Source organism: Roseateles subflavus, assembly GCF_030285365.1.
Lineage (GTDB): Bacteria > Pseudomonadota > Gammaproteobacteria > Burkholderiales > Burkholderiaceae_C > Roseateles_B > Roseateles_B subflavus.
Window position 1 is genome coordinate 1,056,819 of the sequence record NZ_JASVDS010000001.1, and the last position, 19,389, is coordinate 1,076,207.

Below are 19,389 nucleotides of genomic sequence, written 5' to 3' on the forward strand. Positions count from 1 at the left end.
GCTTTGACATCGCCAATCACCAGCGAATGCGGTCAATTATCGCGCTGGATCCCCTCGAAAATCGGCGCCGTTCAGTAGTAACCCGCAGTCGTCCCGTGTCCAGCATTGCTCCCTCCACGCTCCAGGCCGCCGGCCTGCCGTCGATCGCCCCGTCCCGCGCCCCTGCCGTCGTCCCCTGGGCGGGCTGGGCCGCCCTGGCCTTCACCCTGCTGATCTGGGCCAGCTTCTTCGTCTCGCTGCGTGCGGGGGCCCGGGCGGCGCTGGCGCCGTCCGAACTCGCCCTGGTGCGCTTCCTGCCGGCCGGACTGATCTTCCTGCCCGTGGTGGTGATGCGCTGGCGCCGCTTTGCCGCGCTGCCGATGCTGCAGTGGATGAGCATCGTCGCGGGCGCCGGCCTCCCGTACTTCCTGATCGCCGGCGCCGGCATGCGCCATGCACCGGTGGCGGATGGCGCCACGCTGATTCCCGGCACCATCCCGCTGTTTGTCGCGCTGATCGCCGCCTTCACGCAGGGCCGTGCTGCCCTGAGCCGCTGGCCCGCCCTGCTGACGGTGGTCAGCGGCGTGGTGACCTTGCTGGCCTTCCATCATGGCGAGGGGCAGCTGGCCCAGGGCTACGGGCTCTTCCTGCTGGGCAGCCTCATGTGGGCCAACTACACCCTGGCCCTGCGCCACTCGGGCCTGAGCCCCATCGAGGCGGCGGCCCTGATCTCCGTCGTGTCCCTGGCGCTGCTGCTGCCCTGGCTGGCGATGCATCCGCCGGTGGGCCTGATGGCGCTGCCCGCGCGGGCCTGGGCGCTGCACGGCAGCATCCAGGGGCTGGGCGTGGGCCTGCTCTCGACGCTCAGCTATGCCTTCGCCATCCAGCGCCTGGGCGCGCAGCGGGCGGCCACGGTCGGTGCGCTGACGCCGGTGCTGGCGGCCTCGCTGGCCTGGCCGATGTTCGGCGAGGTGCCGGATGGCGCCACGCTCGCGGGCATGGGCCTGATCCTCGGCGGCGTGCTGTGGAGCCAGCGGCCGCAGCGCTGAGCGCCGCGCCGCTCAGCGGTAGAGCGGCAGGGTGTCCACCCGCTGGCGGATCAGCGCGGCCATGCGCCGGTAGCCCTCGCCCTGCAGGCCGCCGTACTGCTGCTGCAGCGCCTCGGCGGAGAGGTACTCGGGCAGGTCGTCCGTGAGCGGCATGAAGGCGCCTTCCGGCGGATGCGCGGCCAGGCGCTGCTGCAGCGCCCGCGGGTCCTGCTCGGAATAGAGCCCCATCCGCGCGCCGGCCTGGTCCGCCGCCAGGTCGTTGAAGCTGAAGCCGCTGCCACCCCGCGAGTCCGCCACTTCCTTGTAGATGCCGATGGCATCCGCCATGGGCCCGCCGCCCTCGATCGCCAGCACCACCGACACCAGCAGGTGCTGCGAGAAGTCGTCGCGCCCGTTGACGGTGAGGAGCATCGGCCGCGCCCGGGGCCAATCCTGCGCCGCGGGCAGGAGGCGGCTGGCGTGCTCGCCCGCCGCCTGCAGCGCCAGGATGATGAAGGCCGCGCGGTTCTCCAGCCGCGGGTCCTCGCCCGCCGCACTGCGCCGCTGGGCCTCGGCGAAGAAGGTCGGCAGCAGCGCGGCCACCGACACCGGCGTGCCCGGCGGGCGCGGCTCGCTGATCGCCACCAGCAGCGCGTTGTAGTGCTTCAGCCGCGCCTGCTCGGCCAGCGGCCAGCGGGCGTTGAGGGCGCGCCTGAGCGAGTCCGGCTTCCACTCATAGCTCATCTGCAGACGGCCCGGCTCGAAGCCCACGTGCTGGATGAGCTCGCCCGCCACCTGCGCCTCGGCCTGCGCGGCAAGGCGCTCGGTGAGCCGCCGCACCAGCCAGTCGGAGGCCCAGGTCGGCAGGGGCAGATGGCCGACGCGCAGCTGGCGCAGCACGGGCAGGCTGCCGGTCTCCTGCAGCCGGGCATGCAGATTGAGCCAGGGCCCGCCGCCTGCACGCAGGGGAATGCTGACCTCGAGCAGCGCCTCGTGCCGGGCGAGCTGGGCCGTGGCGCGGGCGTCGTGGTAGCGGTTGACCAGACGTCCCAGCAGCAGCTGGAGCTGGACCTCGCTGAGCTGCACCACGCGCAGGCCGCCGGGCGGCAGCTGGCGGGGATCGTTCTGGCGCAGGATCTCGCTGGCCTGCTGCAGTTGGGCGCCTTCGAGCGCGGCCGGCGGCGGCACGCTGGGGTCGGCCTGCAGGGCCAGCACCGCCAGCAGCAGCGGCAGGCCCAGGCCGAGTGTCAGGAGCAGCCAGAGACTGCGGCGCAGCAGGCGGCCGAACTGGGCGTGTCGCGGGATCGAGGTCATGGGCGGGAGTCTGCCACCTTGCGCCGACCGCTTCCGAAAGCCAGCCCCGCCGCTGGCGACAATGGCGGCCATGCCCGCGCCCGCGACCCCTGCCCCGCCCCTCCTCCGCCCGCTGCTGCGACTGCAGACCCTCGACCGCGGTGACGGCCTGCTCGGCGTGCGGCGGCATGGGCGCCTGGGGCCGCGCGGGGCGCCGCTGAGCCTGATGCAGCTCTTCCTCGTGGACGACGCGGGCGGGGCGCCCTGGCCCTGTCCGCCCGAGGGCCACGCGGGCCCGCACGGCCCCTGGATCCAGCAGCTGCTGGCGCTGGGCGCCCAGCCGCTGCGGGCCGATCACCTGCAGTGGCGCCAGGCCTCGCCGCCGGCACCGGGCCGGGTCTGGACGCTGCTGCTGGAGGACGACTTCGGCGACTTCGTCACCGATGTCCTGCCCCGCCTGACGGCCGAGGGCTGGGTGGTGGAGCGTCTGCCGGGCTTTCGCCACGAGCCGCTGCCGGTCACTGCCTGGCATCTGGGCCTGTCGGCGGCGGAGGGGGCGGAAGCGGCGGAGGGCACGGCCGTGCCCCGCCTCGCCGCGCCGCGCCAGCGGGGCTCCTGGCTGCTGAGCCTGGGCCTGGAGGTCCAGGGCGAGCGTCTGGACCTGGCCCCGCTGATGGCCAACCTCCTGCGCCGGGACAAGCGCTGGCTGGACGCCGTGGCGCTCGAGGCGATCGAGGACGACGAGGTGGTCTTCCTGCGTGCGCCCGGCGGGCGCCGCTTCCACACCCCGGCCGCGCCGCTCAAGCAGCTGATGCGGCACCTCCTGAGCCTCGTCACGCCGCGCCAGCTGGAGGGCGGCGGGGCAGTCCGGCTGAGCCGCTGGCAGGCGCAGCAGCTGGCGCTGTTCGAGGAGGAGCGGGGGCGCTGGCAGTTTCATGGCCGGGACGTGCTGGAGGCGCTGGTGGCGCGGCTGCATGCGGCCGGCCGGCCGGTCGTGGCCCCTCAGCCCGAGGGCCTGGGTTTGGCGCTGCGGGACTACCAGCGGCAGGGCGTCGGCTGGCTGCAGTACCTGGGGCAGCAGGGCCTGGGCGGCATCCTGGCGGACGACATGGGCCTGGGCAAGACCGCCCAGACCCTGGCCCACCTGTGGCTGGAGAAGCAGGCCGGCCGCCTCGCCCGCGGCGCGCTGCTGGTGATGCCCACGAGCCTGCTCTTCAACTGGGCACAGGAGGCGGCCCGCGTCACGCCCGGCCTGCGCGTGGCCACCTGGCATGGCACGCCGCGGGGCCAGGTCTTGCCCGAATGCGACCTGCTGCTGTGCAGCTACGGCCTCGTCTGGCGGGACCTGCGGGTGCTGTCCGGGCGGGACTGGGACTGGCTCGTGCTGGACGAAGGCCAGGCGGTGAAGAACGCCGCCTCCCGCACGGCCCGCGCGCTGCGACGCCTGCCCTCGCGCCAGCGCCTGGTGCTCAGCGGCACCCCGCTCGAGAACCACCTGGGCGAGCTGTGGGCCCATGTCGACTTTCTGATGCCGGGCTACCTGGGCGACGCCCGCAGCTTCGCCCGCCATTGGCGCAAGCCGATCGAGGAGGGCGGGGACGGGCGCCGGGCCCGCTGGCTGGCCGCGCGCGTGCGGCCCTTTCTGCTGCGGCGCCTCAAGGACGAGGTCGCCCCCGAGCTGCCGCCGCTGACCGAACTGCAGGTGCGCCTCACGCTGCCGATGCCGCAGCGCCAGCTCTACGAGAGCGTGCGGGTGGCGGCCGATCACATGGTGCGGCGCATCCTGGCGCGCCAGGGGCTGGAGGGCGGGCTGATCTCGGTGCTGGACGCCATGCTGCGGCTGCGCCAGCTGTGCTGTGACCCGCGGCTGATCGAGGAGGTCCCGCCGAACCTGGGCGAGGGCGTGAAGCTGGCCTGGCTGCGCGAACACCTGCCGGACCTGCTCCGGCAGGGGCGCCGGGTGCTGGTGTTCTCGCAGTTCGCCCGGATGCTGGATCTGGTGGACAGCCTGCTGCACGAGCTGGGCCTGCCGGCGCTGCGCCTGAGTGGCGAGACGCCCGAAAGCCAGCGCGGCACGCGCGTGGCCCGGTTTCAGGCAGGTGAGTGCCCACTCATGCTGCTGAGCCTGAAAGCCGGAGGGGTCGGATTGAACCTGACGGCCGCCGACACGGTCATCCACCTCGATCCCTGGTGGAACCCGGCGGTGCAGGCCCAGGCGAGCGCCCGTGCACACCGCATCGGGCAGGACAAGCCGGTGTTCGTCCACCAGCTGCTGGTCCAGGGGAGCATCGAGGAGCGCATCCTCGCGCTGCAGGCGCGCAAGAAGGCGCTGGCGGAGGGTGTGATGGGGGTGGACGGGGCGGCCGAGTTGCTGAAGTTCAGCGCGGCGGACCTCGACGGCCTGCTGGCGCCCTTGCCCGAGGCGATGGAAGGGGCGGGTGACGAGCCGGACGACGCGGCGTTCCCGTCCTGAAAGACGAAGAGCGCCTGGTGGGCGCTCTGGCGGGGTGGGGCAGTGAGGCTCCGGGGCGGATCAGCGCTTGCGGTCGAAGCGCTGGGCGCGGGCCAGGCTGCGGCGGTCGGTGCCCAGGCTGGCGGTCTCGAAGGCTTCGTGCTTGCGGCCCTTGTCGGTGTTCCATTCGGTCATGGGCAGGCGACGGGTCTGGGCTTCAGTGCGGTATTGCGACTTCATCATGGCGAGATGCCTTTCCTCTGCTAGGACCCTTTCATCCGGGTCTTGAGGGGAACAACGCGGGGAAAGGACGGCCGGTTGACAGCCCCGGCACACTTTTTCACAAAGCCCTTGGCGGGCGGCGGCGCCAGCTCCCCGCCCCGGGAGTGGCGCCGCCTGCGTCGTGCGACTACAACGCGAGGGCTGTCCCTTCCGGCTGTCCCCTGCTTTGTCGCTAAGCTAGCCCGCCATGTCCTCCGCTCTCGCCCAACGTCGCCCGCCGCCCACCCTGGTCGCCTGCCTGTGCGCGGCCTGGTGTCGCCTGTGCGACAGCTACCGCGAGACCTTTGCCGAGCTGCGCGAGCAGCATCCCGGCGTGCGCTTCATCTGGGTGGACATCGAGGACGACGCCGAGCTGGTGGGGGACCTCGACGTCGAGACCTTCCCGACGCTGGTGGTGGGGGTCGGCGAGCAGCTGCGCTTCTGCGGCCCGGTCACGCCCCAGCTGAGCACGGCTCAGCGCCTGCTGGAGACGGTCCTGGCCCCCGATGCCGCCGCCGCGGTGGCCGGCCCTGACGCCCAGGCCCTGCTGTCCCGCCTGCAGCACAGCTGCTGAGTCAAGCCCTGACCCTCGTCACGCCGCGGCTGCGGGGGTGACAATCGGGGCCTTCCCAATCACAGGCCCTCCCATGACCGTGCAACTCAAGAGCGCCCTGGCGCGCGCCACGCCCATCGTCGTGCTCGATGCGGCAAGCTTCCAGGCCCTGAAGTCCAAGCTGCCCAAGCCCACGCAGAACTGGCTGGCCGCCATCGGCTTCACGGCCAAGCCGGACAGCCACGCCCTGGTGCCCGGCGCCGACGGCAAGATCGAGAAGGTGCTGGCCGGCGTGGCCAGCGTGGCCTCGCCCTGGGTGCTGTCGGCCCTGCCCATGGCCCTGCCGGAAGGCGCGTATGCGCTCGCCGATGAAGGCCTGGCCGTGGCGCCCGAACAGGCGGCCCTGTCCTGGGAGCTGGGCAGCTACCACTTCGATGTCTACAAGGCCCGCCCTCGCGCCAGCGCCACGCTGCTGCTCAAGCCCGGCATCGAGGCCGAGCGCGGCCTCGCCGTGGCCGCGGCCATGTGCGCCGCCCGCGACCTGATCAACACCCCCGCCGAGCACATGGGCCCGGCCGAGCTGGCCGCCGCCGCGCAGGTGCTGGCCAAGCAGCATGGCGCCAAGTTCAAGCAGATCGTCGGTGACGAGCTGCTGAAGAAGGGCTTCCCCGCCGTCCACGCCGTGGGCCGCGCCAGCACGCGCGCGCCGCGCCTGATCGAGCTGAACTGGGGCAAGGCCAAGGATCCGCTCATCAGCCTCGTGGGCAAGGGCGTCTGCTTCGACACCGGCGGCCTGGACCTCAAGACCGCCGAGGGCATGCGCCAGATGAAGAAGGACATGGGCGGCGCCGCCAATGCCATCGCGCTGGCCGGCCTCATCATGACGCTGAAGCTGCCGGTGCGCCTGCAGCTGCTGATCCCTGCCGTGGAGAACGCGGTGGCCGGCAATGCCTACCGCCCGGGCGACATCATCAAGACCCGCAAGGGCATCCAGATCGAGATCGGCAACACGGACGCCGAGGGCCGCGTGATCCTCTCCGACGCCCTGGCCTATGCGAGCGAAGGCAAGCCCGAGCTGATCATCGACCTGGCCACGCTCACCGGCGCCGCCCGCGTGGCCCTGGGCCCGCAGCTGCCGGCGCTGTTCGCCAAGCACATGGACACGGCCCGCGAGCTCGTCGACCTGGGCCTGAAGATCGACGACCCCGTGTGGCACATGCCGCTGTGGGCGCCGTACCAGCAGGGCATCCAGTCCAGCCTGGGCGACATCGTCAACACCGGCCCGAACCCGATGGCCGGCGCCATCAATGCGGCCCTGTTCCTGGAGTACTTCGTGGAGCCGCTGCAGGACTGGCTGCACCTCGACATCTACGGCTCCAATGCCCGTTCGCTCCCGGGCCGCCCGGAAGGTGGCGAGGCGCAGGGCATCCGCACGCTGCTGGCCTACCTGGAAGAGCGCTTCGGCGGCTGAACGCCCCGGGGCATCGCCTGGCACAGGGCCCGCCTCGGCGGGCCCTTTCTCATGGCGGCGTGCGGGTCAGCGCCGGGATTCCAGCATCCAGCTGGCGATGCGCTCGGCCATCATCAGCGTCGGCGAGTTGGTGTTGCCGCTGGTGATGGTGGGCATGAGGCTGGCGTCGGCCACGCGCAGGCAGGCCACGCCGCGCACCCGGCCCTGCGGGTCCGTCACGGCCAGCGGGTCTTCGCTTCGGCCCATCCGGCAGGTGCCGACGGGGTGGAAGATGGTGGTGGCGATGTCGCCGGCCAGTCGCGTCAGCTCGTCGTCGCTCTCGAACTCCACGCCCGGCTTCACCTCGCGCGGGTGGAAGGGCGCAAGCGCCGGCTGGGCCACGATGCGCCGCGTGAGGCGCAGGCCCTGGGCCGCAATGCGGCGGTCCTCCTCGGTGCTGAGGTAGCGGGGCGCGATGGCGGGCGGCTGCTCCGGGTCGGCGCTGCGGATGCTGACGTGGCCGCGGCTCGTCGGGTTCAGATGGCAGACGCTCGCCGTGAAGGCATTGAAGCGGTGCAGCGGCTCGCCGAACGCGTCCAGCGACAGCGGCTGCACGTGGTACTCCAGATCCGGCCAGCGCAGGCGGGGCGAGGAACGGGTGAAGGCGCCGAGCTGCGAGGGCGCCATGCTCATGGGCCCGTTGCGGGAGAGCAGGTACTGCAGGCCGATGCCCAGCTTGCCCCACCAGTGAGCGGCCTGTGTGTTGAGCGTGCGCGTGCCGTCGACGGCATAGACCGCCCGGATCTGCAGATGGTCCTGCAGGTTCTGGCCGACGCCGGGGAGGTCCTCCTTCACGGCGATGCCCTGGGATTGCAGCAGTGCCGCGGGCCCGATGCCCGAGCATTGCAGGATCTGCGGTGAGCCGATGGCGCCGGCCGCCAGGACGAGCTCACCCCCCGGCGAGAGCCTCACCTGCTCCATCCCATGCGGGGTGCGCACGTCGGCGCCTGTGCAGCGCAGGGCGCCCGCGTCGTCGCGGTTCAGCAGCAGGCGCTGGACGGTGGACCCCGTCCAGAGCTCGAAATTGGGGCGCCCCAGGCAGGTCGGTCGCAGGAAGGCCTTGGCGGCGTTCCAGCGCAGGCCGCCCCGCTGGTTGACCTCGAAGTAGCCCACGCCCTCGTTGCTGCCGCCGTTGAAGTCGTCCGTGCGGGGGATGCCGGCCTGCTCGGCCGCGGCGGCGAAGGCATCGAGGATGTCCCAGCGCAGGCGCTGCTTCTCGACGCGCCATTCGCCGCGATGGCCGTGCAGCGCACGGAAGGCCTCGTTGGCCACGCCCTTGGCGTCCAGGCGCCAGTGGTCCTCGTGCTGCTTGAAGAGCGGCAAGACCTGACCCCATGACCAGGCGTCCTCGCCGGTCACGGCAGCCCAGTGGTCGTAGTCCCGGGACTGGCCGCGCATGTAGATCATGCCGTTGATGCTGGAGCTGCCGCCCAGCACCTTGCCGCGCGGATAGCGCAGCTGCCGCCCGTTGAGGCCGGGCTCGGCTTCGGTGCGGTAGAGCCAGTCCGTGCGCGGATTGCCGATGCAGTAGAGGTAGCCGACGGGGATGTGGATCCAGTGGTAGTCGTCCTTGCCGCCGGCCTCGAGCAGGAGCACCCGCTTGCTGGGGTCGGCGCTCAGGCGGTTGGCCAGCAGGCAGCCGGCGGTGCCGGCGCCGACGATGATGGTGTCGAAATCCATGAGGGGCGGGCTCTTGCGGGAGGTTCAGCCCCAGCCGGCGGCGAGCTCGCGCACGAGCTGGGCGGCCGGTTTCGGGCGGGCCAGGGGCAGCGCCTGGCCGGCCCACAGGCTCAGGCGATCGGCCTGGCCCTGTGTGGCCGCGGCCTGCCGCAACGGGCGGCTGAGGGCGTTGGGGATGGGGAAGTCCGGCAGAGGGGCGTCCGCCAGGTCTCGGGTGAAGGCATTGGCGAGCCCACGCGCCTCCCGGCCGGAGAAGGCTCGCGTCAGGGTGGAGTCGGCATCGCCGGCCTGCAGCAGGGCGTCGCGGTAGGCCGGGGAGAGCGGGCATTCCTCGGCCAGCAGGAAGGCCGTGCCCACCGCTGCCGCCGTGGCCCCGAGCGCACGGGCGGCCGCCATGCCGCGGGCATCCGCGATGCCGCCGGCCGCGATCACCGGCACATAGAGGGCATCGACCAGCTGCGGCACCAGTGCCATCGTGCCGATCAGTGCGCCTTCGGGCCGGCCGAGAAAGCCGCCCCGATGACCGCCGGCCTCGCTGCCCTGGGCGACGATCGCGTGGACGCCGCTGGCCTGCAGCTGCAGCGCCTCGCTCGTCTGAGTCGCGGTGCCCAGCACGATGCGCCCCTCGTCGCGCAGGGCCTGGACGAGCGCCGGACCCGGGTCACCGAAGGCGAAGCTCACCACCGCCGGCGCCAGCTCGCGGACCACGGCGAGCTGCGCCTCGAAGTCTTCCTCGCAGGCGGCCGGCAACTCGGGCACGGGCACGCCGAGGGCCTGGGCATGGGGGGCCAGGCGCTGGCGGTAGGCCTCGATGCGCCCGGCGTCGGCCTGCCAGCGAAGCGGGCAGAAGAGGTTGATGCCGAAGGGGCGCTGCGTGCGGGCGCGGATGTCGGCCACCACGGCCCGGAGGCGCGCCGGACTCAGGTAGGCCGCGCCGAGCTGGCCGAGGCCGCCGGCCTCGCTGACGGCGGCCACGAGGGCCGCGCTCGCGGCCTCGCCGGCCATGGGGGCCATCAGCACCGGCGTCGGGATGCCCAGCTTCTGCAGAAACCCCTTCATCGCCTGCTCCTTCAGTTGGAGAGGTGCGAGGCTAGCACGGGGAAGAGCTTGATCAGGCCGTCCTGCAGCAGCTCCACCGCCAGCGCGGCGAGGATCAGACCCATCAGCCGCGTCATGATGTTGATGCCCGTCTGCCCCAGCACGCGGGCGATGCGGCCGGAGGCGGAGAAGACGAGGTAGGTCACCAGGCCCACGACCACGCCGTAGCCCACGAGCACGCCCAGCTCCCACCAGTGGCGGGTCTTGTCAGCGTAGATGACCATGGTGGAGATGGTGGCCGGCCCCGTCAGCAGCGGAATGGTGAGCGGCACGACGGCGATGCTCGCGCCGCTGCTGAGCTTGGCCTGGCCCTCGCTGAGGTCTTCGGGGCGGCTCTCCGCCGGGCGGGCGTTGAGCATCTGCAGGGCACTGATCAGCAGCAGCACGCCGCCGCCGACCTGGAAGCTCGCGAGAGAGATGTTGAAGAAGTCCAGCACCTTCAGCCCCGCCAGCGCGCTGATGGAGATCACCACGAAGGCCGTGATCGAGCTGACCCTCACCGTGTGGCGGCGCTGCTCGGCGCTGAGGTCCTGTGCGAAATGGATGAAGAACGGCACCACGCCGATCGGGTTGACGATCGCCAGCAGGGCGATCAGGGGCTTGACGATGTCCATCCACGCAACTCCATCAGATAGTGAAGGCCGGCCGCGGCGCGGGGGCCGTACCAGCTGAGCAGCTCGCCATCCACGAGCCGGACCCGCGCCTGCGGGCACAGGGCCTGCGCTTCGGCCACGTGCCGCTCGCCGAAGCTGTAGGGCTCGGAGCTGAGCAGCACTTCGTCGATGTGCGCCAGCCAGGGCTCGTCGCCGCGAATCGCCGGGTAGCGGGCGGCGCCGGTGTCGCCGCCCTCGGCCTCGGGCCAAGTCTGCCAGCCCACCTCGGCCAGCATGCGGGCGATGTAGGTGTCCCGGGCCACGCTCATCCAGGGATCCTTCCAGATCAGGTAGAGCACGCGGCGCGGGGGCCAGGTCTTGCCCCGGATATCCTGCAGTGCCTGCGCCAGCCCCCGCTTCAGGGCCTCGCCGCGGGCCTGGACGCCGGGCAGATGGCCAAAGCGGGCCAGCAGCTGGTCGATCAGGGCGGCGTTGTCCTGCGGACCTTGCGGGTGGGTCACGATGACGTCGGGCACGAAGGCCCGCACGGCCTCGGCGGTGTCGATGCGGTTCTCGTCCACGTTCACGATGACGTGGCTCGGGGCCAGGCGGCGGAGCTTGTCGAGGTTCACGTCCTTGGTGCCGCCGATCTTGGGCACGTCGGCCACCGCTTCCGCCGGGTGGATGCAGAAGCCGGTGCGCGCCACCAGCCAGGGGCGCAAGCCCAGCGCGACCAGCAGCTCGGTGATCGAGGGCACCAGCGACGCGATCCGAGGTGCCGGGGCTGCCGTCACAGCTGGGCCTCCTCGACGGCCGGCTCGCTCAGCGCCAGCCAGACGGCGCAGCAGCCGCGCAGATAGAAGAGGGCCGGCAGCACCAGCGCCAGGGCGAAGACCACGCCACCGCCGGTCTGCACCGCCAGCCCGGCGGCGCTGGTGTTGAGCGGCGTGCCCTCGGCACCCAGGCTGCGCAGCCCGCGTCCGAAGAGCCCCGCCATCAGCTGCTGCGGAGGCATCTCGATGCCCGCGGCCCAGGGCACCAGCAGGGCCATGACCTGGCCGCCGCCAATGACGACCACGCTGATGCAGGCGCTGACCAGGGCCGACAGGCCGAGCACGCCCACCATCAGCACGGCGGTGTCCAGCAGCCGCCAGCGCAGCAGCCCGGCCAGCTTGCGCAGGGCACGGGCCGGCGGCAGGCCGGACCAGATCGACGGCCCGGTGAGCGGGCCCACCATCACGATCAGGGTCAGCAGCATGCCGCCGAACAATCCCACGCCTGCGGGCACCAGCGCGCTGAGCAGCAGCGGCCCGACCTGCGGCAGCCGGGACAGCGTCAGCAGGCCCACCATCAGGGCCGCCAGCACACCGGCCGTACCCACGATGGCCGCCAAGCACAACAGCACTTTCGGAGCAATACGAAGAGAGTCATAGGCCGCGTCGCGCGCATCGCGCACAGGGCGGCCACAGGCCTGGTCCATGAGCATCAGCCCCGTGGTGTTCACGCCCAGGAACACCACGGCCAGGGCCGCGACGCCCCAGGCGGCTCCGCGCCAGACTGCCTCGCGGGCCAGGGCGGCCTCCGCGGCGCCGAGCATGAGGCCGGCAAGGCAGAAGGCGGCAAGCAGCGCGCGAAAGGCGCCGTCGTTGCGTGCGGCATCCAGGCTGGCGAGCAGTCGGCTGAGGGTATGGGGGCTGAGGCGGGAGTTCACGGCGCAGGTGGGGTGGCAGCGCATCTTAGCGAGCCGGGCGGCGGCGCCTGCTGCTGTCATGGGATTTGCTCGCTTACCCTAGTCATCCGACGCCAAGCGTGTCGAAATGCGCCCAATCAAGGGTTTTCCCCCGTTTTCATGCGGCGTCTAAAAACAACAGTCGACTGAGGGTGCTTTGCGCGTCCAGAAAAGCTCCGCCCATAATCGGCAACCTGTGTCTGGATGCAGCGCCTTCGGTTGAATGGTTCACGATGGGTTGAAGCTCCACATGGTTATTTGGTATTGAAAGGGCTTCCCCATGGGAAACAAGCTTTACGTAGGCAATCTGGCCTATAGCGTCCGCGACGAATCGCTGCTCGAAGCGTTCTCGCAATTTGGTACGGTCACGTCGGCCAAGGTCATGATGGACCGTGAAACCGGCCGCTCCAAGGGCTTCGGCTTTGTGGAGATGGGTTCGGACGCCGAAGCGCAATCCGCCATCAATGGCATGAACGGCGCTGCACTGGAAGGCCGTGCAATCGTCGTGAACGAAGCCCGTCCCCGTGAAGAGCGTCCGGGCGGCTTCGGTGGCGGCGGTCGCTCCGGCGGCGGCGGCTTCGGCGGCGGCGGTCGCTCCGGCGGCGGCGGCTTCGGTGGCGGCGGCGGCGGCGGTTACGGCGGTGGCCGTTCCGGCGGCGGCGGCTACGGTGGTGGCGGCGGCGGCGGTTACGGCGGTGGCCGTTCCGGCGGCGGCGGCTACGGCGGTGGCCGTTCCGGCGGCTACTGAGCACGCCAGGGCTGAACGCGTGTCAGCCCCAGCATGAAGAAGCACCCTCGCTGAGGGTGCTTTTTTTATGCCCGCTCGTGAGTGCCGGCGACGCCCGCCCTGCCGGGTTGAGGCCAGGCTGAGGCCGGGTGCGGGGGCTCGTGGCTACGGCGTCGGACAGGATGGGCCGGCTGCTGCTGTGATGTCGGCGGCTACGGCGGTGGCCGTTCCGGCGGCTGCTGAGCACGCCAGGGCTGAACGCGGGTCAGCCCCAGCATGAAGAAGCACCCTGGCTGAGGGTGCTTTTTTGATGCCCGCTCGTGAGTGCCGGCGACGCTCGCCTTGCCGGGCTGAGGTCGGACTGAGGTCGGGCTGAGGGGCTCGTGGTCGCGGCGTCGGGCAGGACGGGCTCATGGGGTGGGGATGCCACCGCGACCCGCAATGAGCCCGACAGGCTCACCGGGGCCTTCTGGCTCCCGGTCCGAGCCAGGGGACGCCGGCGCGGCGTCCGGCCTGGCCTTCCGTGCCCCTTCCTGGGGCTTCACTCAGCGTCCGAAGACGGTGCTGTACTTGGCGAACCATTCCTTCTGCACCGCCTCGCCCGGCTGGCGTCGCGTGTGGGTGTAGCCCACGCTGAAGGCGCTGCTCAGCCCGTCGCGGTGCTGGTAGACCAGCGACTGCGTCGACCCGTGGCGGCGGTCCGCCTCGAGGCTGGCGTCCGCCACGCGGCTGAGGCCGCGCTGCTGCAGGATCAGCCGCAGCGAGTCCTGGGCGGTGAAATGCAGCACGGCGAGGGACTGCCCCAGCCATTCCTGCAGCGAGCGCTGGTGCTGCGGGCCCCGCACATCCGACCAGCCCAGGTGCTGATTCCACTCCAGGGCCATCCGGGCCGGCAGGTTGAAGCGGAAGTTGCCGTCGACGGTCAGCATCTGGCCGCGCCCGAGGCGGTCGGCCTCGACGTCCAGGCGCTGGCCGAACTCGTAGTCGATGCTGAAGAGGCTGAACCAGGACGAGGGGTTCAGGATGAAGCCGAGATTGACGGTGCGCGGCTGGTGCAGGGGGCTCGTGGCCCGGGCCCGCTGCGCGTCCAGCCCCAGATGGGCCCAGAACTCGAACTTGCGGGCCGAGGTGAACCAGACGCCGGGCTGGACGAGGCGCTCCATCACCTGCCCCGAGGGCACGCCGAACTGGGCGTCGCTCAGGGTGCTGGTCTGGGCGAGCTTGAGCTGCCACTCGAACTCGTAGGCGGGCCAGCTCAGCGACGTGCCCGGCAGGCTCATCGTCTGGCTGCCCATGCGGCGGTTGATCTGGGCCGTGAGGCGCTGGATGCCGGTCTGGCTGACGAAGCCGTTGTCGTTCGCGAAGCGCGGGCTCAGGCGCTCCACATGGAAGGCATTGGCCCAGTCCTCCGTGCGATGGCGGCCCTCCAGCCAGACATAGCTGCCGTTCTGGGCGCGCTGGCGCAGCGGCGTGCCCTCGTCGTCGAAGCCCAGCGTGGTGGAGGACATCAGCACGTGGCCTCGCATGCTGGCCTGCTCGCTGAGGTTGGCGTGGAAGTCGGTGCCCAGCACCCAGTTGTGGCGGCCGAGGCCGTAGTCGCGGATGGACACGAGGCCGGCGGCGCCCCAGTGCTCGAACTGCTGGTGCAGGCGGCCGAAGCTGACCTGGGAGCTGAGGTTCTGAGGCAGGTACTCCAGCGTCTCGTAGGCGTTCGAGCGGAAGATCCGGCCACCGCCCTTGTCCCGCAGGCTGAGGAAGGTGCCCTCGGCCTCGGCGCCGCGCCAGGTGGCGCGCAGGCCCCAGTTCGGGTCGGTGATGGCGCGGGAGTAGAAGGCCGCGAGGCCCCGGGCCTGGCCGCTTTCGTCGGGCTGGCCCTTGCCGGTGACGTCCTGGCTCTCCAGGAAGAAGGGGCGCTTCTCGGTGAGCTGCAGCGCGAAGCGCGTGTTGCCGGTGAGCTGGGGCACGTCCAGCTCCACCTGGGAGAAGTCGGGGTTCAGCGTGGCGTCGATGACCCAGTCGGCGCGCGGGCGCCACTTGAGCTCGAGGCCGAGGTTGGCGTCGTTCTGACGCATGAAGGGCGTGGCGGCGCTGCGTTCCTCGTGCCGGCGCAGGGTCAGCTCGGGGCGCAGCTCGACGAAGCTGCGCTCGCGCACGGTCTGCACCAGGTCCCCCAGGCCCTCGATGGGCTGCAGCTCGGCGATGTTGTGCAGCGAGTCCTGTGTCAGCGGGGCGGAGACGATGAAGACGTTCTCGTCCCGCGGCACGCTGCGCCCGACCATCAGGCGCCAGTCGGCGCCACCCTGGTAGGGGTAGCGCAGCGTGGACAGCGGCCAGCGCAGCTCGATGCTGTAGCCGTCCGGCAGGCGGTGAGCGGCAGCCTTGACGTCGAAGTCCGGGGCGAAGTCCTCCACGTCGTCGACGGCCGCGATGCTGCCATCCGCCACCACGCCGTTGGCGCCCACGCGCACGAACTGCGCCGTGCGGCGCTGCCCCATGGGATCAAGGAAGACGACGACGTAGTCCTGATCCCGCTTGACCTGGTCGCGCCGCACCAGGGGCGCGCGGATCTGCTCGGGAGCGTCGTCGTAGCAGCGGATGCCGAAGATCAGGGCGTCCCGGTCGGCCACGACCTGCACCGTGGTCCGCCAGCGGGCGGGCTTCTTGTCCTGCGGCTGCAGCTGGATGAAGCTGTCGTGGATGGGCGCGCGCTGCCAGATGGCGTCATCCAGCCGGCCGTCGATCTGCACGCTGGCCTGCTCGACGCGCAGGGCCTTGGGCCAGGGCATGTCGGGCAGCTCGGCAGCGCGGGCCGCCGCCGATCCCAGCAGGGCCAGGCAGGCCGAAGCGACCGCGTGGCGGGTTCTCTTCATGGTTCCTCCTTGTCTCGCGCGCGTAGATTTTTTGACGCGAGTCTCCCGTGCCCGGCGGGAAACCAATCGGGCGCGCGAAGTTTAGGAGGGCCAGCCGTGCCCGCCCACCAGGGCTTGCACGGGCAGGGGGCGACCTGTCGCGCCCCGCTTACTCGCCGTCTCGGTGTTTACGCGGACGACCGGCCAGGAGGCGGTCGTAGAGGGCGCCCGGCAGGAGGCGCAACACCCGCGCCACCACGCCCATTTGCCAGGGAATGACGCGGAAGCGGTGCCCGGCCTCGATGCTGCGCACGGCCGCCATGGCAAAGCTTTCAGCAGACATGAGGAACGGCATGTGATAGCGATTCTTGCGCGTGAGCGGCGTGTCGATGTAGCCCGGTGCGATGGTGGTGACGCGCACCCCGAATGGGCGGCATTCGCCCCGCAGGCTCTCGCAGTAGCTGATCACGGCGGCCTTGCTGGAGCAGTAGGCCGCATGCCCGGGCAGGCCGCGGATGCCCGCCACGCTCGCGATCCCCACCAGGCTGCCGCGGCCGCGCTGGTTCATGGGCGTGATGAAGGGATGGAAGGTGGCGGCCAGGCCGATGTTGTTGGTGGCATACACGCGCTGCATGACGGCCAGGTCTTCGTAGATGGCGCTGTCGATGCCCACCGAGATCCCGGCATTCGCAATCACGACCTCAGGCAGGCCCTGCTCGGCGATGCAGCGACGGCCGGCCTCGACGATGGCGTCCACCTGGCTGACGTCCGCACCGTAGATGCGCACGCGGGCGGCGTCCAGGCCCTGCTCCTGCGTCCAGCGCGTCAGCTCTTCGGTGCGGCGCGCCACCAGCGCCAGCTGCCACCCTCGGGCGTAGTACTGCAGGGCCATGGCCTGGCCCAGGCCGCTCGAGGCGCCGGTGATGTAGACGAGGGGGGCAGGATTCAGGGGCGTCATGGGCGGGCTCGAAAAGGGGGCTCATGAGGGCGGCACGGCGGTGCGTGGCGCCCGGGGGGCTGCTCAGGGGCGCTTGCGCCGGGCCTGGTAGGTGGCCGTGCTGTGGCCGTGGAACTGAAGCTGGCCGCTGAGGTTGTCGTACGCGAAGGACTGCACGCTGAAGCTGCCCAGCCCCGTGCGCAGCGTCACGGGCAGGTGCGAGCGCATCTGCTCGACGGGCGGATTCAGCTGCAGGAACTCGCCGCTGATCTCGAGCTGCGCCGGCTGTGCGTCCTGCGGGGTGGCACTCGAGGCGGGCGCAAAGCGGCGGACCAGGACCTCGCCCTGCAGCCGGATCTCGCTCGCGTCGGCATTGCTGACGGCTTGGCGAGCCTCGGCGATGGTCAGCGTGCCCTCCTGGCCCATCGCACGCAGCTCGATGCCGTCGATCTCCAGGGTGTCGGTGTCGGGGTAGTGGCGCATCTCGCGGCCGCGCACCTGCAGGGCCAGGGAGCCGTCGGCCTTGAAGCGCTGCAGCTCGAAGCCCTGCATCTGGTAGTCCGGCTCATGGCGCAGCACGCGCTGGCCGCTGCCGTCGTCCGGCAGCGGCGTGCTCTTGACGAGCCACCAGGTGAGGCCCGCCAGCAGTGCCAGGATCAGCAGCGGCAGGTAGGTGCCGACGAGGTTCTGCAGGCGCCACAGCAGCGGGGGGGCCTCGCGCCGCCGCGCGGGCGTCGGCGGGGGCGCGAGCGGGGTGTCCGCCGCGGCGTTCATGCGCCGCCGCTCCCGTCCAGCGTGCTGAGATGCCCCTGCAAGAGGGCGGCATAGCGGCCGGCGGCCATCAGGAGGAGGTCGCAGCATTCCCGCGCGGCGCCATGGCCGCCGGGCGCGGCGGTCACGTGATGGGCGATGGCCCGCACCTCGGGATGGGCCTGCGCGGGGGCGCAGGCGAAGGCGGCACGGCACATGAGGGGCAGATCGGGCCAGTCGTCACCCATCGCGGCGACCTGGCTCCAGTCCAGCCCCAGCTGCGCCAGCAGGGGCTCGGCGACGGCCAGCTTGTCCTTGGCACCGTAGGCGGCATGCTTCAGGCCGAGGTCCGCCACGCGGCGACGCACGGCGGGAGAGTCGCGGCCGGTGATGATGATGGGCGTGATGCCGCCCTGATCCAGCAGCTTGAGGCCGTGACCGTCCAGCGTCGAGAAGGCCTTGAAGCTCTCGCCGCTCTCGCCGATGTAGATGCGGCCGTCGGTCAGCACGCCGTCGACATCGAAGATGGCGGCCTTCAGGCCGAGATTCCCGCCTTGTGCCTTCAACAAGAGGGCCGGGGGGAAGCTCAGGACCGGCTTGAGATGCGGGGCGGAAATCATGGCGGCCAGTGTAGCAAGCGCCCTGGCGGCCCTGCGCTTCGCTCAGGGCGTCGGCGTCTTCAGCTGGGGCGGGATCTCCAGCAGCGAATACTTGCGCAGCCGGCCCTGCGCGTCGAACAGCAGGACCAGCTCGCGGCTCCCGGTGTCGATACGGCTGCTGACCAGGCCCACCACGGGCAGGTAGTCGACAAACCGGGGCAAGCCGGGCTTGTCGAGGTAGTGCCAGCTTTCCCATCCGCTGGGTTCGAAGCGCAGCACCTGGCCTCGACCCAGCAGTCGCTCGGCGTCCTCGCGACTCGTCAGCCCGGGCTTCAGGAGCTCGGCCGTCCGCGGTGCATCCAGTTCGCGCATGCGGCCGTTGCCGACGGTGGTGCAGGCGCTGAGCAAGGCGGCCGACAGCGCCAGCGGCCCGGCGATCCAGGGGCGTGCCTTCATGAGGGCTCCTTGGCGCTGTCCATGGGCTCGAGCACGACCCGCGTGTCGTCGGACCAGCTGGCATCCGACAGCGGCAGCCAGTAGAAGCGGTCGCGCAGCCGGTAGGGCCAATCCAGCAGGGCATGCAAGGGATGGCTCTGTCCCGTGACGGAGCCGTGCAGATGCACATACGGCAGCTGCTTGCGGCGCGTGCCGTCGACGAGCGTGATGCTGAAGACGGGCACGTCGGCGTAGTGGCCATAGACGTCGTACCGGCTGCAGACATCGGTCAGGGCGGCCAGGGCCAGATAGCTGGGCGTGACGATGCCGCGTGCGAGATGCGAGGTGCCGACCAGGTCCGCATGGCATTCCAGGCGCAGGTCGCCCAGGCGACGGGTGTTGGGCGGCAGGCCGGGCGTGCGAACGTCCGGATGCCAGGCCAGCCGGCCGTCCCGCAGGCCGCTGCGCAGCACCGTGTCCGCCGGCAGCGCGGCCCAGGCCGGGTCGATCTCGAAGCGTTGCTGCTCGTCCAGCGGCACCGGACGGTGGAGCCCTTCGGCGCGCAGGCTCAGGCTCAGGCGTTCGAGGTCGGCGTCGTCGTGGCGCGGATAGAGGCGGATGCGCAGCTCAGCCTGTGGCGCCAGCTTGCGGTGCTTCTCGAAGGACTTCCGTATGGCCAGCAACTGCGCCACGGTCTTCTGCTCTCGGGCGGCGCTTGATTCGCCGCCCACCTCCACCCGCTGCAGGGTGCTGGGCGTCTCCGCGGGCGGCGCATCTGCTGCCATGAGCCGTGCCGGCAGCAGCGCCGTCAGCAGCGTCGTCAGCAGCGCCTGTGGCCGGCGCCCTCGTCTCTTTCTCATCGGCGGTTCCTCCGTGGCGCGGAGTGTCCTTGCCGAAACTTAAGACGGAGCGACGA

18 protein-coding genes are annotated in these 19,389 nt (G+C 71.4%); 5 read left to right on the top strand and 13 right to left on the bottom strand.

From position 1 onward, the window contains the following. The first annotated feature begins 95 nt into the window (after positions 1-95). Positions 96-1,028 (top strand): DMT family transporter, encoded by a 933-nt coding sequence (locus QRD43_RS04710; RefSeq protein WP_285981313.1) that lies wholly within the window; start codon positions 96-98, stop codon positions 1,026-1,028. 12 nt (positions 1,029-1,040) lie between these two features. Here QRD43_RS04710 and QRD43_RS04715 read toward each other — a convergent pair whose 3' ends face one another. After that, positions 1,041-2,321 (bottom strand): hypothetical protein, encoded by a 1,281-nt coding sequence (locus QRD43_RS04715; protein WP_285981314.1) that lies wholly within the window; start codon positions 2,319-2,321, stop codon positions 1,041-1,043. Between the two features lie 70 nt (positions 2,322-2,391). On the opposite strand from QRD43_RS04715, the gene QRD43_RS04720 reads away from it, so the two are divergent. Then, entirely contained in the window at positions 2,392-4,773 is a 2,382-nt protein-coding gene (locus QRD43_RS04720; protein ID WP_285981315.1) for a DEAD/DEAH box helicase, read from the top strand. Between the two features lie 60 nt (positions 4,774-4,833). Here QRD43_RS04720 and QRD43_RS04725 read toward each other — a convergent pair whose 3' ends face one another. Continuing rightward, positions 4,834-4,995 carry a hypothetical protein gene (locus tag QRD43_RS04725; protein ID WP_285981316.1) on the bottom strand — a complete coding sequence of 54 codons (162 nt, stop codon included), beginning with the start codon at positions 4,993-4,995 and terminating at the stop codon, positions 4,834-4,836. A 226-nt stretch (positions 4,996-5,221) separates the two neighbouring features. Between QRD43_RS04725 and QRD43_RS04730 the strand changes: the two genes are divergently transcribed. Then, entirely contained in the window at positions 5,222-5,587 is a 366-nt protein-coding gene (locus QRD43_RS04730; RefSeq protein WP_285981317.1) for a thioredoxin family protein, read from the top strand. Positions 5,588-5,660: 73 nt separating this feature from the next. Then, positions 5,661-7,037 (top strand): leucyl aminopeptidase family protein, encoded by a 1,377-nt coding sequence (locus QRD43_RS04735; protein WP_285981318.1) that lies wholly within the window; start codon positions 5,661-5,663, stop codon positions 7,035-7,037. A 66-nt stretch (positions 7,038-7,103) separates the two neighbouring features. Here QRD43_RS04735 and QRD43_RS04740 read toward each other — a convergent pair whose 3' ends face one another. Genes QRD43_RS04740 through QRD43_RS04760 form a run of 5 tightly spaced genes read right to left on the bottom strand, consistent with a single transcriptional unit; the run spans position 7,104 to position 12,218 of the window. Beyond that, positions 7,104-8,756 (bottom strand): GMC family oxidoreductase, encoded by a 1,653-nt coding sequence (locus QRD43_RS04740; protein WP_285981319.1) that lies wholly within the window; start codon positions 8,754-8,756, stop codon positions 7,104-7,106. 24 nt (positions 8,757-8,780) lie between these two features. Further along, the gene (locus tag QRD43_RS04745; protein ID WP_285981320.1) at positions 8,781-9,815 is read right to left on the bottom strand and encodes an NAD(P)H-dependent flavin oxidoreductase; all 1,035 of its coding nucleotides are present in this window, start codon (positions 9,813-9,815) and stop codon (positions 8,781-8,783) included. Between the two features lie 11 nt (positions 9,816-9,826). Next, the gene (locus QRD43_RS04750) at positions 9,827-10,468 is read right to left on the bottom strand and encodes a MarC family protein (protein ID WP_285981321.1); all 642 of its coding nucleotides are present in this window, start codon (positions 10,466-10,468) and stop codon (positions 9,827-9,829) included. Next, on the bottom strand, positions 10,447-11,283 hold the full coding sequence (locus QRD43_RS04755) for a helical backbone metal receptor (RefSeq protein WP_434063828.1): 837 nt from the start codon (positions 11,281-11,283) through the stop codon (positions 10,447-10,449). Before QRD43_RS04755 ends, QRD43_RS04750 begins: the two co-directional genes overlap by 22 nt. Continuing rightward, positions 11,238-12,218: a hypothetical protein gene (locus QRD43_RS04760; RefSeq protein ID WP_285981323.1), complete on the bottom strand. Its 981-nt coding sequence runs from the start codon at positions 12,216-12,218 to the stop codon at positions 11,238-11,240. The genes QRD43_RS04755 and QRD43_RS04760 overlap by 46 nt, the downstream gene beginning before the upstream one ends. Positions 12,219-12,456: 238 nt before the next feature. On the opposite strand from QRD43_RS04760, the gene rbp reads away from it, so the two are divergent. Continuing rightward, on the top strand, positions 12,457-12,924 hold the full coding sequence (gene rbp, locus QRD43_RS04765; RefSeq protein ID WP_285981324.1) for an RNA-binding regulator: 468 nt from the start codon (positions 12,457-12,459) through the stop codon (positions 12,922-12,924). 524 nt (positions 12,925-13,448) lie between these two features. Here rbp and QRD43_RS04770 read toward each other — a convergent pair. The 6 genes from QRD43_RS04770 to QRD43_RS04795 all read right to left on the bottom strand — a co-directional run bounded on the left by QRD43_RS04770 (position 13,449) and on the right by QRD43_RS04795 (position 19,333). Further along, the gene (locus QRD43_RS04770; RefSeq protein ID WP_285981325.1) at positions 13,449-15,773 is read right to left on the bottom strand and encodes a carbohydrate binding family 9 domain-containing protein; all 2,325 of its coding nucleotides are present in this window, start codon (positions 15,771-15,773) and stop codon (positions 13,449-13,451) included. A 148-nt stretch (positions 15,774-15,921) separates the two neighbouring features. After that, complete coding sequence (locus QRD43_RS04775; protein WP_285981542.1) at positions 15,922-16,701, bottom strand: SDR family oxidoreductase; 780 nt, start codon at positions 16,699-16,701, stop codon at positions 15,922-15,924. A gap of 72 nt (positions 16,702-16,773) precedes the next feature. Next, positions 16,774-17,463 carry an LPS export ABC transporter periplasmic protein LptC gene (lptC, locus tag QRD43_RS04780; RefSeq protein ID WP_285981326.1) on the bottom strand — a complete coding sequence of 230 codons (690 nt, stop codon included), beginning with the start codon at positions 17,461-17,463 and terminating at the stop codon, positions 16,774-16,776. Beyond that, entirely contained in the window at positions 17,460-18,059 is a 600-nt protein-coding gene (locus tag QRD43_RS04785) for a KdsC family phosphatase (protein WP_285981327.1), read from the bottom strand. Before QRD43_RS04785 ends, lptC begins: the two co-directional genes overlap by 4 nt. A gap of 42 nt (positions 18,060-18,101) precedes the next feature. After that, positions 18,102-18,494 (bottom strand): hypothetical protein, encoded by a 393-nt coding sequence (locus QRD43_RS04790; protein WP_285981328.1) that lies wholly within the window; start codon positions 18,492-18,494, stop codon positions 18,102-18,104. After that, the gene (locus QRD43_RS04795) at positions 18,491-19,333 is read right to left on the bottom strand and encodes a hypothetical protein (RefSeq protein ID WP_285981329.1); all 843 of its coding nucleotides are present in this window, start codon (positions 19,331-19,333) and stop codon (positions 18,491-18,493) included. The genes QRD43_RS04790 and QRD43_RS04795 overlap by 4 nt, the downstream gene beginning before the upstream one ends. Between the last annotated feature and the right edge of the window lie 56 nt (positions 19,334-19,389).

Bases quoted from the DNA above. Each gene is read 5' to 3' on its own strand.
- QRD43_RS04770 (WP_285981325.1), bottom strand. From the start codon at position 15,773: ATGAAGAGAACCCGCCACGCGGTCGCTTCGGCCTGCCTGGCCCTGCTG.
- QRD43_RS04740 (WP_285981319.1), bottom strand. From the start codon at position 8,756: ATGGATTTCGACACCATCATCGTCGGCGCCGGCACCGCCGGCTGCCTG.
- QRD43_RS04715 (WP_285981314.1), bottom strand. From the start codon at position 2,321: ATGACCTCGATCCCGCGACACGCCCAGTTCGGCCGCCTGCTGCGCCGC.
- QRD43_RS04785 (WP_285981327.1), bottom strand. From the start codon at position 18,059: ATGATTTCCGCCCCGCATCTCAAGCCGGTCCTGAGCTTCCCCCCGGCC.
- rbp (WP_285981324.1), top strand. From the start codon at position 12,457: ATGGGAAACAAGCTTTACGTAGGCAATCTGGCCTATAGCGTCCGCGAC.
- QRD43_RS04750 (WP_285981321.1), bottom strand. From the start codon at position 10,468: ATGGACATCGTCAAGCCCCTGATCGCCCTGCTGGCGATCGTCAACCCG.
- QRD43_RS04720 (WP_285981315.1), top strand. From the start codon at position 2,392: ATGCCCGCGCCCGCGACCCCTGCCCCGCCCCTCCTCCGCCCGCTGCTG.
- QRD43_RS04790 (WP_285981328.1), bottom strand. From the start codon at position 18,494: ATGAAGGCACGCCCCTGGATCGCCGGGCCGCTGGCGCTGTCGGCCGCC.
- lptC (WP_285981326.1), bottom strand. From the start codon at position 17,463: ATGAACGCCGCGGCGGACACCCCGCTCGCGCCCCCGCCGACGCCCGCG.
- QRD43_RS04735 (WP_285981318.1), top strand. From the start codon at position 5,661: ATGACCGTGCAACTCAAGAGCGCCCTGGCGCGCGCCACGCCCATCGTC.
- QRD43_RS04730 (WP_285981317.1), top strand. From the start codon at position 5,222: ATGTCCTCCGCTCTCGCCCAACGTCGCCCGCCGCCCACCCTGGTCGCC.
- QRD43_RS04760 (WP_285981323.1), bottom strand. From the start codon at position 12,218: ATGACAGCAGCAGGCGCCGCCGCCCGGCTCGCTAAGATGCGCTGCCAC.
- QRD43_RS04725 (WP_285981316.1), bottom strand. From the start codon at position 4,995: ATGATGAAGTCGCAATACCGCACTGAAGCCCAGACCCGTCGCCTGCCC.
- QRD43_RS04745 (WP_285981320.1), bottom strand. From the start codon at position 9,815: ATGAAGGGGTTTCTGCAGAAGCTGGGCATCCCGACGCCGGTGCTGATG.
- QRD43_RS04795 (WP_285981329.1), bottom strand. From the start codon at position 19,333: ATGAGAAAGAGACGAGGGCGCCGGCCACAGGCGCTGCTGACGACGCTG.